The 13,776-nt window shown below is 65.5% G+C and carries 13 protein-coding genes, 1 pseudogene and 1 riboswitch; of the genes and pseudogenes, 4 read left to right on the top strand and 10 right to left on the bottom strand.

Translation table 11 applies throughout. The features are described 5' to 3' along the window. Positions 1-172 precede the first annotated feature (172 nt). From KF759_RS10535 to KF759_RS10525, 3 genes and pseudogenes are all read right to left on the bottom strand, one after another. Positions 173-1,042 carry a patatin-like phospholipase family protein gene (locus KF759_RS10535; RefSeq protein ID WP_291225223.1) on the bottom strand — a complete coding sequence of 290 codons (870 nt, stop codon included), beginning with the start codon at positions 1,040-1,042 and terminating at the stop codon, positions 173-175. A gap of 141 nt (positions 1,043-1,183) precedes the next feature. Next, positions 1,184-3,016: a DUF885 domain-containing protein gene (locus KF759_RS10530; RefSeq protein ID WP_291225221.1), complete on the bottom strand. Its 1,833-nt coding sequence runs from the start codon at positions 3,014-3,016 to the stop codon at positions 1,184-1,186. 127 nt (positions 3,017-3,143) lie between these two features. Continuing rightward, positions 3,144-3,677: pseudogene (locus KF759_RS10525) on the bottom strand (adenosylhomocysteinase); the annotation flags it as partial. A gap of 44 nt (positions 3,678-3,721) precedes the next feature. Between KF759_RS10525 and KF759_RS10520 the strand changes: the two are divergent. Continuing rightward, positions 3,722-3,976, top strand: a complete 255-nt coding sequence (locus KF759_RS10520; RefSeq protein ID WP_291225219.1) for an AbrB/MazE/SpoVT family DNA-binding domain-containing protein — start codon at positions 3,722-3,724, stop codon at positions 3,974-3,976. After that, positions 3,973-4,374: a type II toxin-antitoxin system PemK/MazF family toxin gene (locus KF759_RS10515; protein WP_291225217.1), complete on the top strand. Its 402-nt coding sequence runs from the start codon at positions 3,973-3,975 to the stop codon at positions 4,372-4,374. The genes KF759_RS10520 and KF759_RS10515 overlap by 4 nt, the downstream gene beginning before the upstream one ends. Here the strand turns inward: KF759_RS10515 and KF759_RS10510 are convergent. From KF759_RS10510 to KF759_RS10490, 5 genes are all read right to left on the bottom strand, one after another. Continuing rightward, positions 4,358-4,780: a nucleotidyltransferase domain-containing protein gene (locus tag KF759_RS10510; protein ID WP_291225215.1), complete on the bottom strand. Its 423-nt coding sequence runs from the start codon at positions 4,778-4,780 to the stop codon at positions 4,358-4,360. The genes KF759_RS10515 and KF759_RS10510 overlap by 17 nt on opposite strands. Positions 4,781-4,857: 77 nt before the next feature. Then, positions 4,858-6,303 carry an adenosylhomocysteinase gene (gene ahcY / locus KF759_RS10505; RefSeq protein WP_291225214.1) on the bottom strand — a complete coding sequence of 482 codons (1,446 nt, stop codon included), beginning with the start codon at positions 6,301-6,303 and terminating at the stop codon, positions 4,858-4,860. A 61-nt stretch (positions 6,304-6,364) separates the two neighbouring features. After that, positions 6,365-6,453, bottom strand: a riboswitch (S-adenosyl-L-homocysteine riboswitch). Positions 6,454-6,501: 48 nt separating this feature from the next. Next, on the bottom strand, positions 6,502-7,149 hold the full coding sequence (locus KF759_RS10500; RefSeq protein WP_291225212.1) for a hypothetical protein: 648 nt from the start codon (positions 7,147-7,149) through the stop codon (positions 6,502-6,504). A 15-nt stretch (positions 7,150-7,164) separates the two neighbouring features. Further along, positions 7,165-7,668, bottom strand: a complete 504-nt coding sequence (locus KF759_RS10495) for a sigma-70 family RNA polymerase sigma factor (RefSeq protein WP_291225211.1) — start codon at positions 7,666-7,668, stop codon at positions 7,165-7,167. A 125-nt stretch (positions 7,669-7,793) separates the two neighbouring features. Continuing rightward, positions 7,794-8,189, bottom strand: coding sequence for a hypothetical protein (locus tag KF759_RS10490; protein WP_291225210.1), 396 nt, complete (start codon positions 8,187-8,189; stop codon positions 7,794-7,796). 163 nt (positions 8,190-8,352) lie between these two features. On the opposite strand from KF759_RS10490, the gene KF759_RS10485 reads away from it, so the two are divergent. After that, positions 8,353-9,771 (top strand): hypothetical protein, encoded by a 1,419-nt coding sequence (locus KF759_RS10485; protein ID WP_291225208.1) that lies wholly within the window; start codon positions 8,353-8,355, stop codon positions 9,769-9,771. Between the two features lie 537 nt (positions 9,772-10,308). Continuing rightward, positions 10,309-11,712, top strand: a complete 1,404-nt coding sequence (locus tag KF759_RS10480; RefSeq protein WP_291225206.1) for a hypothetical protein — start codon at positions 10,309-10,311, stop codon at positions 11,710-11,712. A gap of 116 nt (positions 11,713-11,828) precedes the next feature. On the opposite strand, the gene KF759_RS10475 is transcribed toward KF759_RS10480, so the two are convergent. Beyond that, entirely contained in the window at positions 11,829-12,449 is a 621-nt protein-coding gene (locus KF759_RS10475; protein WP_291225205.1) for a CDP-alcohol phosphatidyltransferase family protein, read from the bottom strand. A 110-nt stretch (positions 12,450-12,559) separates the two neighbouring features. Beyond that, complete coding sequence (gene metK, locus KF759_RS10470; RefSeq protein ID WP_291225201.1) at positions 12,560-13,771, bottom strand: methionine adenosyltransferase; 1,212 nt, start codon at positions 13,769-13,771, stop codon at positions 12,560-12,562. Positions 13,772-13,776 lie beyond the last annotated feature (5 nt).

Genomic DNA, 13,776 nt, shown 5'->3' with positions numbered 1-13,776 from the left:
CCCGGTTTGCCCCCTGATCATGCCTGCCGTGCGCGTACGCACACGCAGCAGGTGTGTGCTGCCTAGCCTAGCAGGGTGCCGGAATCCTGCGCCATGATTTTCCCGGCGATGCAAATCGCGGATGCCAGGGCAAGAGTCGCCTGCGTGGCTGATGACGCTTGGCCGCGTCCGTTCAGGCGTGGTGACCATGATGGTGGAGCAGGGGTACATCGAGTGGACCATGTTGGTCCATGCCGCCGCCGGCGAGCCAGTCGCGGGTCTGCCGCGCGGTGCGGTCGATCAGCGCGGCTGTCTGCGAGAAATCGAACACCGAGACATCGAGCGGGCACAGCGGCGGCACGATCGTGATGCGCGCTCGTTGGGCAAAGCGTTCGGTGTCGCGGTCGAGCTGGCGCATGCTCTGCAGGCTCATGATGTGCAGCGCGAGCGCAGCCATGTCGCGCGGCGGTTCGCGCAGGCCGCAGCTCATGCCCGTGGGCAAGACGATGATGCGCGTCGCGCCCAGTCCAACGGCGGTGTTGATCGGTGTGTTGTCGCCGACGCCGCCATCGACGAGGTAGCGGCCATCGATCTCCACGTGTGGAAACACCACCGGGATCGCCGTGCTCGCCATCAGCGCGGTATCCAGATCGCCCGTGGACAGCGTGACCTCGGCGCCGCTGAGCACGTCGGTGGCGGTCACGTGCAGCGCGATGCGCGTCTGCTCGATGCGCCGGGCGTGCAGGATGCCGCGCACGATCGACAGCAGGGCGCCCGCTTCGACCAGATGATCGCGCTTGAGCAGCAGGGCCTTGAGGCCAGCCAGCAGCGTGAGCGGAAACACGTCCTCGCGGCGCAGGCTGCGCCACAGGTCGGCGAGCCGCTGCACGCCCTTCGGTGTGGGGTCGTCGGCAAAGGCCGCGCCATTGAGCGCGCCGACCGAAGTGCCGACCACGAAGTCGGGCATGAGCCCGGCTTCGACCAGTGCCTGCAGCATGCCCACCTGCACGGCGCCCAGGCTCCCGCCGCCGCTGAGCACGAAGGCCGTCCGGTCCGATGCCATGCGTGACCTCCCATGCGCGATTCGGCGCGACGCGGCGTGCGCGATCGCAATGCCTCGGCGTCACATCGCCGCACTGTAGCGCGATCGCGCGCAAGGCGATCAGGCGCAAGCGCTATCCACGGCGGCACATCTCGCGGGCGTTCAGGTGCTCGTCGGGGCACGCTGTTGCGCCGCGATCCATTCGTCGATCACGCGCTCGAGCAGGGACAGCGGCAGCGCGCCGTGGGTCAACACCTCATCGTGGAATCGACCGAGCGTGAATTTGTCACCAAGCGCGGCGCGCGCCTTCTCGCGCAGCGCGAGGATCTTGAGCATGCCGGCCTTGTAGGCGAGTGCCTGGCCGGGCGCAACGAAGTAGCGCTCGATTTCCGCGGTGACATCGCCTTCGGCCATGCCGGTGTTGTCCATCATGTAGGCGATCGATTGTTCGCGCGTCCAGTGCTTGTAATGAATGCCGGTATCCACCACCAGACGCACCGCGCGCATCATCTCGTCGCGCAGGCGGCCAAGGTTGTCGAGTGGGTCCTTCTCGAAGCCCAGTTCCCAGGCCAGGCGTTCGGCGTACAGCGCCCAACCTTCGCTGTAGGCGGTGAAGGGCAACACGCGGCGGAAGAACGGCACGCCCTCGAGTTCCTGCGCGATCGTGATCTGGAAGTGATGGCCGGGAATGCCCTCGTGATAGGCCAGCGTGCGCATCGCGAATTTCGGTGTCTCGGCGGTATCGCGCTGGTTCGCGTAGAAGATGCCCGGGCGCGAGCCATCGAAGGCGCCCGATTCGTAGTAGGCGCCGGGCGCGGTCTTCTCCGAAAACGCCGGCACCGGCTTGACCACGACGCCGAGCTTGGGTCGCACATCGAAGGCGTCACCGAGCTTGCCGTTGACCTCATCGAGGATCGCCTGATATTGCGCGATCATCGCGGCCTTGCCTTCGGGCGTGTTCGGATAGGTCTCATCAGGCGCACGCGCGAGCTGCTGCACACGCGCGCCGATCGTGCCTTCGGTCAAGCCCTGCGCGCGCAGGATTGCGTCCATTTCGGTGCTGATCCGCGCGACTTCGGCCAAGCCCAGTTCATGCACCTGCGCCGGCGTCATGTCGGTGGTGGTGTGCATGCGCACGCACCAGGCGTAATAGGCATCGCCATCGGGCAGGCTCCAGGCGCCGCGATTCTCCAGCGGCTTGGCGGCCAGTTGTTCGAAGTGCGCGATGAGCTTGCCGTAGGCCGGGTACACCTGTGTCTGTATCGCCGACTCCACGCGTGCGAGCAGGTCCGCGCGCGTACTCGCCGACATCTGCGCTTCGGAAATCTTTTCGAGCTTTTCCTTGAACGTGGTGTAGAGCATGTTCTGCCGTGGCGGTGGCGCGATGAAGCCACGCATCTGCTCGAGCACGCCGCTGACGGTGAAGCGCGGCGGGATCACGCCCTTGGACTCGCGCAGGTCCAGGCCTTCGATCACCTGGTCGAACTTGCGCGGAAACAGATCCAGTCGCGTGATGTAATCCTCGGCTTCGCCAGCCGACTTGACCTGATGGGTCTGCGCCATGAAGTTGGGCAGGCTCGACTGCACGCCGAACATCTGGTTGACGGGAAAGTTGTTGTAGCGGAAGCGCTCACCTTCGACCTGGATCGCAAGGAACTGCTCCATCACGTCGTAGGACAACCGCGCCTCGCCGGTGTAGGCGTTGCGATCGTAGCGATGCAGGGTGTCCAGCGCCGATTCGAACAGATGCCCCATCGCTTCTTCCTGCGCCGGGGAGGCGTCATCGAGTTGGTCACGCGTGAAATCTGCCCAGTGCGGCAGGATGCGCATGCTGCTGATCGTTTCCGGATTCTGCAGCGCGAACTGGGCGAAGACGCGGCCGTAGAACCAGTTGATGTCGAGCGGCTTGAAGTACCAGACATGCACGAAGGCAAGCGCGCCGATGGCGACGAGGCCGAGCAGGGTGAGCGAGGACCATTTCAGCAGCTTGCGCATGGCTTGATTCCGGGTGCGGGGAGCGGCGCAGAGTAGCACTGCGCCTGGCTCAGTCGAGGGAAGCCCGCATTGCAAAACGGGCGCCTTGCGGCGCCCGTCGTGTCGATGCGAGTGAGAGCTTGCGTGCTCAGTAGCGGTAGTGCCCGGGCTTGTAGGGGCCTTCCACCGGCACGCCCAGATACGCGGCCTGCTCGGCGGTGAGCGTGGTGAGCTTCACGCCGATCTTTTCCAGATGCAGGCGCGCGACTTCCTCGTCGAGCTTCTTGGGCAGGATGTAGACCTTGGCCGAATACGCATCCTTGTTCGCCCACAGATCGATCTGCGCGAGAGTCTGGTTCGAGAAACTGTTCGACATCACGAAGCTCGGATGCCCGGTGGCGCAGCCCAGGTTCACCAGGCGGCCTTCGGCGAGCAGGAAGATCGCGCGGCCATCCTTGAAGCTGTACTTGTCGACCTGCGGCTTGATGTTGGTCTTGACCGCGCCCGAGGCGTTGAGCGCATCGACCTGGATCTCGTTGTCGAAGTGGCCGATGTTGCAGACGATGGCCTGATCCTTCATGGCCGACAGGTGGGCGAGGGTGAGCACGTCCTTGTTGCCGGTGGTGGTGACGTAGATGTCACCGCGCCCCAGCGTGGACTCGACGGTGTTGATCTCGAAACCGCCGAAGTTTAGACTTCGTATAAACATAGCGAACGGGGTGTGCCGTGGCGGCAGTCGAACTGGACATCAAGCAATGGGGAAACAATCTCGGCGTGCGCTTGCCATCGGCGATCGCGCGCGCCGCGCATCTGCGTGCGGACCAGCGCGTGAGCATCGCCGTCGAGGATGGCCGCGTCGTCGTCACGCCGATCGAAGACGCGCCGCTCACGCTCGAACAACGCCTGGCCCGCTTCGATCCGCAAAGCCACGGCGGCGAAGCCATGTCTACCGATGAACGCATCGGTGCCGAGCGATGGTGAGCAAGCGCGCCGGAGCGCTTTCCAGCAAATCGGTGCGCACATGGGTGCCGGATCGTCAGGACGTGATCTGGATCGGCTGCAACCCGCAGGCCGGGCGAGAAATGCGCGACGTGCATCCGTTCCTCGTGCTGTCACCCAGGGCGTTCAACCAGCGCACGTCGCTTGTCGTCGGATTGCCGATGACGACGGCCGAATACAACGCAAGCAATCCATTCGCCGTCGTCGCAGGCACGGTGAGCGGGCGCAAGCCCGGCGCGACGAGTTACGTTCTATGCCATCAACCCAAGTCGTTCGACTGGCGGCTGCGCGGCGGCAAGCCTCACCCCATGCGCAAGGTGGACGACAAGCCGTTCGCCGACGTGCTGCTGGTGCTGAACCAGATCATGCAGTTGGCGTAGATTCGCGGAAAACCGGGGGCACACGGGCACCCGGTGTCGAGGCATGGAAAGAGCGCGGAGAAGTACACGCTGCCCCCTGATTTCCAGCTTGCCGGGGTGTGCGATGAACGCGGGAAAGCTTGTGTTCCGGAACAACTTCCACTGCACGATTGAGTAGCAAGGAAAGCTCTTCGGTCAGGGGCAACCGCTGGGTGAAGAGATCGTACCCGCGCGGAAAACAGACGAGGAAGGCAATATCGCTGCGATCGTTTTCCTCGCCGCGGGCGACGGAGCCGAATACACGGATGCGCTTCGCTCCGAATTTCAATCCGAGAGCCTCGATGGCCTGACGTTTACTGTGCAGTTGTTCGAGCTGCATTCGGGACTGGCCGGTCATGGTTTCTGCGGGGCCATCTTGGCGCGCCATGAAGGGCTCGGCACATGCACATGAAAACGGGCGCCTTGCGGCGCCCGTCGTGTCGATGCGAGTGAGAGCTTGCGTGCTCAGTAGCGATAGTGCTCGGGCTTGTAGGGGCCTTCCACCGGCACGCCCAGATACGCGGCTTGCTCGGCGCTGAGCGTGGTGAGCTTCACGCCGATCTTTTCCAGATGCAGGCGCGCGACTTCCTCGTCGAGCTTCTTGGGCAGGATGTAGACCTTGGGCTGGTAGCCGTCCTTGTTCGCCCACAGGTCGAGCTGCGCCAGCGTCTGGTTGGAGAACGAATTGCTCATCACGAAGCTCGGATGGCCGGTGGCGCAGCCGAGATTGACGAGGCGGCCTTCGGCGAGCAGGAAGATCGCGCGGCCGTCCTTGAACGTGTACTTGTCGACTTGCGGCTTGATGTTGGTCTTGACCGCGCCCGAGGTGTTGAGCGCATCGACCTGGATCTCGTTGTCGAAGTGGCCGATGTTGCAGACGATGGCCTGGTCCTTCATCGCCGACAGGTGGGCGAGCGTGAGCACGTCCTTGTTGCCGGTGGTGGTGACGTAGATGTCGCCGCGGCCCAGCGTGGACTCGACGGTGTTGACCTCGAAACCTTCCATCGCCGCCTGCAGCGCATTGATCGGATCGATCTCGGTGACGACCACGCGCGCGCCGTAGGCACGCAAGCTGTGCGCCGACCCCTTGCCGACATCGCCGTAGCCGCACACCACCGCGACCTTGCCCGCGAGCATCACGTCCATCGCGCGCTTGAGGCCATCGGCGAGCGACTCGCGGCAGCCGTAGAGGTTGTCGAACTTGGACTTGGTGACCGAGTCGTTGACGTTGATCGCCGGCACCAGCAGCTTGCCGGCTTCGGCGAGCTGATACAGGCGGTGCACGCCGGTGGTGGTTTCTTCGGACACGCCCTTCCAGTCGGCGACGACGCGCGTCCAGTAACCCGGGCGCTCCTTGGCGACGCGCTTGAGCAGATTCTTGATGACCTGTTCCTCGTGGCTGCCCGAGGCGCTGTCGACCCAGCTCGCGTCACCCTTTTCCAGTTCGTAGCCCTTGTGGATCAGCAGGGTCACGTCGCCGCCGTCATCGACCACGAGCTGCGGGCCGAGGAAGCCGCCCTTGCCGTCGGGGAAGGACAGCGCATCGAGCGTGCAGTCCCAGTATTCCTCCAGGCTCTCGCCCTTCCATGCGAACACCGGCGTGCCGGACTTGGCGATCGCGGCGGCAGCGTGGTCCTGGGTGCTGAAGATGTTGCACGAGGCCCAGCGCACGTCGGCGCCGATGTCCTTGAGCGTTTCGATCAAGACCGCGGTCTGGATCGTCATGTGCAGGGAACCGGTCACGCGCACGCCCTTGAGCGGCTTGCCCGCGGCGTGCTTCTTGCGGATCGACATCAGGCCGGGCATTTCGGCTTCGGCGATGTCGATTTCCTTGCGGCCCCAGTCGGCCAGCTTGATGTCAGCGACCTTGTAGTCGCCCTCGGTGGAGAAAGTCTTGATCTGTGCGTTCATGGCAGGACTCCGGTTCGGGATCGCGTGTCCGCCGCGCGCGCGGCGGCGGACGATACGATCGAGGTTCCGGGCGCCGTTGCTGCGAAAGCGCATGTCGAGCCTGAGCGGGGCCGCGGATTGGCGGGCCCACGTGCAGCGCCCCTCGACAGGCGGCCGCGGATTATATCGCGCTGTCGCGATGAAGCGATATATGCCGGTTCAGGACTGCTCGAAACGCGCGATGTCGGCGAGGATCCGATTGGCCTCGCGCAGGCTGCGCGGGGCGTCGGAGGCGTCGCCATCGGCCGCCAGCCGGGCATTGCGGCGGCCGAACCAGACGAGCGTGCCGATGAAGCCGATCACGCCAAGGCCGCCGCTGATCCAGAGGAAGGCCGGGGCGCGCACGAACAGGTCGATGCCGACCATGGCCTGCATTTCAAGCGCGAAGATCGCGATCCACAGGAACCACCACGGCAGGCCCAGGCAAAGGTTTTCGACCCGGTAGGCCCGGCGCAGGGCGACCACCCGTCGCGAGATGTCGAGCACCGGGGCAGTGTGGTCGATGCCCGAGATGCGGCCGAGCATCACCCCGCCGAACACCACGGTCAGCACGCCATAGGCGAGCATGTACAGGCTGCAGGCGAGCAGGTGCGGCGTCGCGCGCTGGCTGATCGAAACCATGATGCCGAAGTAGATCAGCGCGTCGCCGAACAGGATCTGCGCGATCTTGCCCCAGTACAGGCGGCGCACGCGCGAGCGCAGGCGATCGAGCTTGCGTTCGATGTGCAGTTCCATGTCCAGCGTGCTGCGGCGTTGCAGCTGGCGGTCGAGTGACTGCCAGGCGGCCTTGAGTTCGTCCAGTTCCATCGTCGTCTCCATTGCTCAAACCTCGCTCATGTCGTTGCGCAGGCGCTGTTTCAGGCGCCCGATCTTGGTGGCCACGTTGGTTTCGCTGATGCCGAGAATCTCGGCGATCTCGCGCTGGCTGCGCTCGTCCAGATACAGGATCAAGAGCGCGCGGTTGAGCGGGTCCAGACGCGCGATGCAGCGCTGCAACTCGCGCACGGCGGCATCGGCATCGGGCGCCGCGTCGGTGCTGGCGACATCGTGGCTGGCGAGATCGAGCGCCTCATGGTGGCGCTCGTAGCGGCTGCGCTCGCGCAGATGCGAAATCGCCACGTTGAGCGCGATGCGATACATCCAGGTCGAGAACTCATGCTCGCCGTCGTAGCGCGGGAATGCGCGCCAGACCTGCGCGGCGATTTCCTGCGCGAGGTCCTCGCGGTCCGCGGCATTGTTGGCGTAGCTGCTGGCCACCTTGAACACGATGCCGCGGTGGCGTTCGAGCAGCTCGCGAAAATCCGTGTCCCGGTCTGCCGTGGTCATGCCCAGTGCCTGCTCCATTGCGCCTTGCCCGATGCTGTCGTCGGCATCGTGATTCGCGCAGGCGGGCGAAATATCACAGCGGCGCGAGCGCGCCTGCGCGCACACCGCATGGGGCGCGCTTGCGCTCAGGCTTCCGGCTTGGCGCCGGCCTGGACATCCTTGGGAAAGAACGGATCGAGCGCGAACAGTGCCTGCGCGCCGGCGTGCGAGCCATGGACCACGGTGATGCCGATGCCGCCCGCGGTGTCGTCGTAACGCCCGGAGAAGCCGAGCCGCACATCCACGACTGCAGTGGCGCCCAGCGGGACCGGGACAACCTTGAAGTCCTTTTCCTCGCCGTCGTCCCACAGCGACACGCGCACCGCGTCGGTGCCGCCGCCCTGGTCGATCTTGCCGGTGACGCGCCCGGTGACGCGGATGTCCACCCGCGCCTGGCCGTTGGCGCCCGTCGTTTGCATGCCGCTCACGCTCCAGTCCGGAGATGGGGGGGCTTTGGGTAGGTCGCGGATCTGCGTGGACATGGTGCCGCCTCTTTCGTGCCGGCCAGTGTCGTTCAAAGGTAGGCCACCGGAGCGGTGCTGGCAATCTGCCGTCTCCGGGCATGGCTGTCCCGGTTGGCATGCGGGGATCTGGCGCGGTTTTGCATAGTCAGGATGGGAACCCCCAACCACTGCGAGATCGCCCATGTCACCTGCTCTTGCCCGCGCACCCATCGCCCTGCTGGGTCTGCTCGCCCTGATCGCCTGCCCGGATCCTGCCCGCGCCGATTTCCTCTACGGCCGCCTCACGCCCCAGGGCGGCGAAGCGAACGCCCGTTCGAGTTGGGTGGATGTATCGTCCGACGGCCGCACCGTGGTGTTCACCAGCGACTCGCAACTGTGGCTGGGCGACACCTTCAACGGCACCCGCGCGCTCGCCGTCGATCTCCAAGCCGGCACGGTCGAAGCGCTCTCCGCGGATGGCAGCGGCCTCTTTCGCGGCGAGGCTCCGGCTGTCTCGGGTGACGGACGCTACATTGCCTTCCTGACGCATGCCAATGGCAGCTACGGGCCGAACTGGCAGGCGCTGCGCAAGGATCGCCAGACCGGCGCGGTGGTCCTGGCCAGTTCCAATCTGATCGGGCAGGCGGCCGACAGCGGCATCGAGGACAACACGGTGTCGATTTCGGCCGATGGCCGCCATGTCGCGTTCCAGTCCACCTCCTCCAACCTCGGCGCCGCGCATGCGAACCCCGCGGGCGGCGGCATGGTCCCGGCCGGCAGCAGCGGCGAGATCTTCGTCAAGGACATGGTGAGCGGTGAGCTCAAGGTGGCCTCGCGCAAGAACGATGGCAGCCTGTCCGGCGGCACTTGCGACTTGCTCCCGCATGCGCTGTCGGGCAACGGTCGCCTCGTGGTCATGTTGTGTTCTCCCGCGATGGTCGGCGGCGCGACCGCTGGCCAGGTCTATGTGCGCGACCTGCAGGCCAACACCACCGAATTGATCAGCCGCAACGCTGCCGTTCCGAACGGGACGAGCACCTTCGGCGGTCGCCCGGCGATCTCGCCCAGCGGCCGCTTCGTCAGCTTCCAGATGCGCGGTTACGGCGGCCTGGGCTATGCCGATGGCGCGAACATCGCGAGCAACAGCGGCATCTATGTGCGCGACCGCCAGGCCGGCACCACGACATCGATTCCGCGGCCGGCGCTGCTCCCGAGCACCGAATACGACACGTGCAGCGTGACGGCGATTTCGGATGTCGGCAGCGTGGTATTGGCCTGCCTCAACACCTGGGCGGGAGCAGGACGCTATCCGCAGGTATTCCTGTTCGTACCTGGCGCGGGTGCACCGGAATTGATCAGCCCGGCAGCCGGCGGCACCGGGGCAAGCAACGGCTCGGCCGGCAGCACACTCGCGGTGAACGCGTCGGGATTGTCGATGGCATGGGAGTCGGAGGCCAGCAATGCCGACGCGAATGACCATAACGGTGTAACCGACATCTACGTGCTGGTGGAAGAATCGGTGATTTTCGACGTGATCTTCGCCAACGGCTTCGATCCCGCGGAGCAAGGGCGCGTGACCGCGCCGGCGGTCCTGGAGGTGATGTCCGCACGGGGGCACTGACTCTGCCGAGCTCCGCTCCACGGGGCGGTGGGTTTTGTAGAGCCGAGCTCGCTCGGCTCGCGGAGCGGCAACGGGGTGGAAAACGCAGCGGAGCAAGCTCCGCTCTACGGGAAGGTCGCGACTGCCGTCGCTCCTACAACTGCGCGAGGTAGGAGGGCCGGAAGGCCCGACCTGACGCCCGGGAGCGGAGCAAGCTCCGCTCCACGACGCGGTGGGTTTTGTAGAGCCGAGCTCGCTCGGCTTGGGGCGCATGGGAGCAGAGCAAGCTCCGCTCTACGACGGCGGTGGTGTGCTCCTGTAGAGCCGAGCTCGCTCGGCTTGGGGCGCATGGGAGCAGAGCAAGCTCCGCTCTACGCCGGTGTGGGCGCGGGTCCGGACAAGTCGCGGATCTGCATGGACATGGGGCGTTCCAATGAGACGGCTCGGGTGGCGCCGCGGTATGCCCGTTGCCGGGTGCTGGCAATGCGGGCTTGCATGAGGGGATCGGACGCGAAGTTGCGTTCTTGCCTTGGACTTCCTGCCACAGCGATACCGCCCATGTCCTTGAACCGTGCCCGCCTGCCCGCCGCCCTGCTGAGCCTGCTTGCCCTGGCTGCCTGCCCCGGGCTGGCCCATGCCGATTTCCTCTATGGGCGCTTGGTGCCTGGCCCTGGCATCGAGCCGAACGGCCAGTCGACGGATGTCGATGTATCGGCTGACGGCCGCACCGTGGTGTTCACAAGCGATGCGAAGCAGTGGCTCGGCGACGACTACAACGGCAACCGCGCCGTCGCGATCGATCTGGATACCGGCCTGATCGAAGCGATATCGCTGGATGGCGGCGGCCTTTTCCGCGGCGAGTCGCCCGCGGTTTCGGGCGATGGGCGCTATGTTGCCTTTCTCACCTACAGCCGGTCGGCTTACGGTCCGAACTGGCAGGCACTGCGCAAGGACCGCCAGACCGGCGCCTTGGAAGTGGCCAGCGCCAATGCCGCGGGCCAGGCCGCGAGCACGGGCATCGAAGACAACACCGTGTCGATCTCGGCCGATGGCCGTTACGTCGCGTTCCAGACCGTCGCCAACATGAGCGCGGCCGTGAGCCTGGCGTACCTGCCGGCCACGCCGACGGGCAGTTCCGGTGAGATCTATGTCAAGGACATGCAGACGGGCCAGGTCGAGATGGCCTCGGTCAAGGCCGATGGGACTGCGTCAGGCGGTACCTGCGCGCTGCTGCCGCATGCGCTCTCCGGCACCGGGCGTTTTCTGGCGATGCTGTGTGATCCGGCGATGGTTGCCGGCGCCGGCACCGGTCAGGCTTACGTGCGTGATCTCGAGGCCAATACCATCGAGCTCATCAGCCGCAGTCCGACCATGCCCAACGGACCGAATTCGTTCGCCTACTATCCCGCGATCTCCCCGAGCGGCCGCTACGTGGCTGTCAAGGTGCCCTGCTACGCTGGCTTGGGCACGGCCAACGGCGTGGATTGCAGCGGCAACAGCGGTGTCTACCTGCGTGACCGTCAAACCAACACCATCACGCCCATCCCGCGGCCCAGCGCGATTCCTGCGACCGACTACGACAGTTGTTCGACCTCGGCAGTGTCCGATATCGGCAGCGTGGTGATGGCCTGCCTTTACAACTGGACCGGATCAGGCCGCTACCCGCAGGTCTTCGTGTTTGTTCCAGGCGCCGGCGCGCCGCAGATGATCAGCACGGACAGTGCCGGCGCGCCGGGCAACGGGGCGTCCGGCTACACGCTGGCCGTGAATGCCTCGGGTCTGTCGATGGCCTTCGCATCGGAGGCGAGCAACCTGGTGCCCAACGACACCAACGATGCTTCGGACATCTTCGTGCTGGTCGAAGAATCGGTGATTTCCGATGTCATCTTCGCGAATGGTTTCGAGCAGGCGAACCGGCCGATGACGACTGCCGCATCGTTCCTGCAGCGTGCCGCCAGGTAGGCGGGCAGGCGCAAGGACACGATGCATTGGCCTCGGCGTGCGCACGCGCTCCGTGGCCCGGTCTTCGTGGCCGACAAGGTGGATGATGCGTGTGCGGTGTCGATGCGGCACGCCGCTCACGTGCGGGCGCGCAGCGCGTGTGAAATTGCGCGCAAACGCAGCACGCAGGTGAGCGCGCAGCCGGCGGCGATCAGGGCCGCTGCGCCGAGCAGGATGCTCGATGCGTGGGTCGGCAGCAGCGCCGCGGCAACCAACGCGCCGCACATCAGCCACATGCGCTGCGGCTTGGCCATCGGTCCGCGAAAATCCTGCGCCAGACCGAGCGTGCCGCCGAGCACACGAATGTAGGCGGTGAGCACCGCGAGCAGGGCGGCGAGCCAGCCGAGCCAGTCGCAGCCGGCGAGGTGACCGAGTGAGACCAGGAACAGCACATCGGCCACGCGGTCGGGCGCGTCGTTGTAGATCGCGCCGATCGGTGTGGCGCCGCGGCCGGCTTCGAGCGCGACCATGCCGTCGAACAGGTTGCATGACAGGCGCAACACAATGCACAGCGCACAGGTACCCATGCCACGCCAGTCGGGCCAGTTCAGCAGTGCCGCCGCGCCCGCAGCAGCGAAGGCCACACTGAACACCGAGATCTGATTCGGCGTGATGTCGCTGCGCGCGAGCCATTGCGCACAACGCAGGGCCCAGCCCGTGTTGCGGGCGGCAATCGGGCGACGATCGGTTTCGCGCATGGCCCCGAATTTCGTGACGGATTCGAGCGTGGATTGTCGCAGGGGACGTGGCCAACGAAAACGGGCCGCTTGCGCGGCCCGCTTCTTCGCACAGCACCGGAGTGCATGGCTTACTTGATGCCGGCGGCCTTGCGCAGGGCCTCGGCGCGATCAGTCTGTTCCCACGAGAACGCGGTGGCAGTTTGCGTCTTGCCGGTGACGTCCTTGTAGCTGATCTTGTGCGGCGTACGGCCGAAGTGGCCGTAGCTTGCGGTCGACTGGTACATCGGATGCACCAGGTCGAGCATCTTGATGATGCCGTAGGGACGCAGGTCGAAGTGCGCGCGGATCAGCTTCTCGATCTTCTCGTCGCTGATCTTGCCGGTGCCGAAGGTGGTGACCGAAATCGAAGTCGGGTGGGCCACGCCTATCGCGTAGCTCACCTGCACTTCGCAGCGATCGGCGATGCCGGCAGCGACGATGTTCTTGGCAACATAGCGCGCAGCGTAGGCGGCCGAGCGGTCGACCTTGGACGGATCCTTGCCCGAGAACGCGCCGCCACCGTGACGGGCCCAGCCGCCGTAGGTGTCGACGATGATCTTGCGGCCGGTGAGGCCGCAGTCGCCGACCGGACCGCCGATCACGAACTTGCCGGTTGGATTGATGTGGTACTTGGTGCCCTTGTGCAGCCATTTGTTCGGCAGCACCGGCTTGAGGATGTATTCGCGCACGCCCTCGATGAGGTCCTTCTGCTTGACCTCGGGATTGTGCTGGGTCGACAGCACGACCGCGTCGATGCCGACTGCCTTGCCGTTCTCGTAGCGCAACGTGACCTGGCTCTTGGCGTCGGGGCGCAGCCACTTGAGCGGCGAATTCTTCTGCTTGCGCACCTTGGCCTGCTGTTCGACCAGGCGATGCGACAGATCGATCGCGGCCGGCATGAAGGACTTGGTCTCGTTGGTGGCGTAACCGAACATCAGTCCCTGGTCGCCCGCGCCCTGATCTTCGGGATTCTTGCGATCCACGCCCTGATTGATGTCGGGTGACTGCTTGCCGATGAGGTTGAGCACGCCGCAGGTGGCGCCGTCGAATCCGACGTCGGAGGAGTTGTAGCCGATGTCGAGGATGACCTTGCGGGTCAGCGCTTCGAGGTCGATCCAGGCGCTGGTGGTGATCTCGCCGCCGACGATGGCAACGCCGGTCTTGACCATCGTCTCGCAGGCCACGCGCGCGCGCTTGTCCTGGGCGAGGATGGCATCGAGCACGGCATCGGAAATCTGGTCGGCGACCTTGTCGGGATGGCCTTCGGAAACCGACTCGGAAGTGAAGAGGTAGTTGCTCATCGCGA

The sequence above is a fragment of the Dokdonella sp. genome (genome assembly GCF_019634815.1).
In the GTDB taxonomy this organism is placed as follows: Bacteria; Pseudomonadota; Gammaproteobacteria; order Xanthomonadales; family Rhodanobacteraceae; genus Dokdonella_A.
Note: the sequence above shows the minus strand (reverse complement) of the source record. Positions and strands in the feature narration are given on the sequence as shown.

Bases quoted from the DNA above. Each gene is read 5' to 3' on its own strand.
- KF759_RS10535 (WP_291225223.1), bottom strand. From the start codon at position 1,042: ATGGCATCGGACCGGACGGCCTTCGTGCTCAGCGGCGGCGGGAGCCTG.
- KF759_RS10530 (WP_291225221.1), bottom strand. From the start codon at position 3,016: ATGCGCAAGCTGCTGAAATGGTCCTCGCTCACCCTGCTCGGCCTCGTC.
- KF759_RS10510 (WP_291225215.1), bottom strand. From the start codon at position 4,780: ATGGCGCGCCAAGATGGCCCCGCAGAAACCATGACCGGCCAGTCCCGA.
- ahcY (WP_291225214.1), bottom strand. From the start codon at position 6,303: ATGAACGCACAGATCAAGACTTTCTCCACCGAGGGCGACTACAAGGTC.
- KF759_RS10500 (WP_291225212.1), bottom strand. From the start codon at position 7,149: ATGGAACTGGACGAACTCAAGGCCGCCTGGCAGTCACTCGACCGCCAG.
- KF759_RS10495 (WP_291225211.1), bottom strand. From the start codon at position 7,668: ATGACCACGGCAGACCGGGACACGGATTTTCGCGAGCTGCTCGAACGC.
- KF759_RS10490 (WP_291225210.1), bottom strand. From the start codon at position 8,189: ATGTCCACGCAGATCCGCGACCTACCCAAAGCCCCCCCATCTCCGGAC.
- KF759_RS10485 (WP_291225208.1), top strand. From the start codon at position 8,353: ATGTCACCTGCTCTTGCCCGCGCACCCATCGCCCTGCTGGGTCTGCTC.
- KF759_RS10480 (WP_291225206.1), top strand. From the start codon at position 10,309: ATGTCCTTGAACCGTGCCCGCCTGCCCGCCGCCCTGCTGAGCCTGCTT.
- KF759_RS10475 (WP_291225205.1), bottom strand. From the start codon at position 12,449: ATGCGCGAAACCGATCGTCGCCCGATTGCCGCCCGCAACACGGGCTGG.
- metK (WP_291225201.1), bottom strand. From the start codon at position 13,771: ATGAGCAACTACCTCTTCACTTCCGAGTCGGTTTCCGAAGGCCATCCC.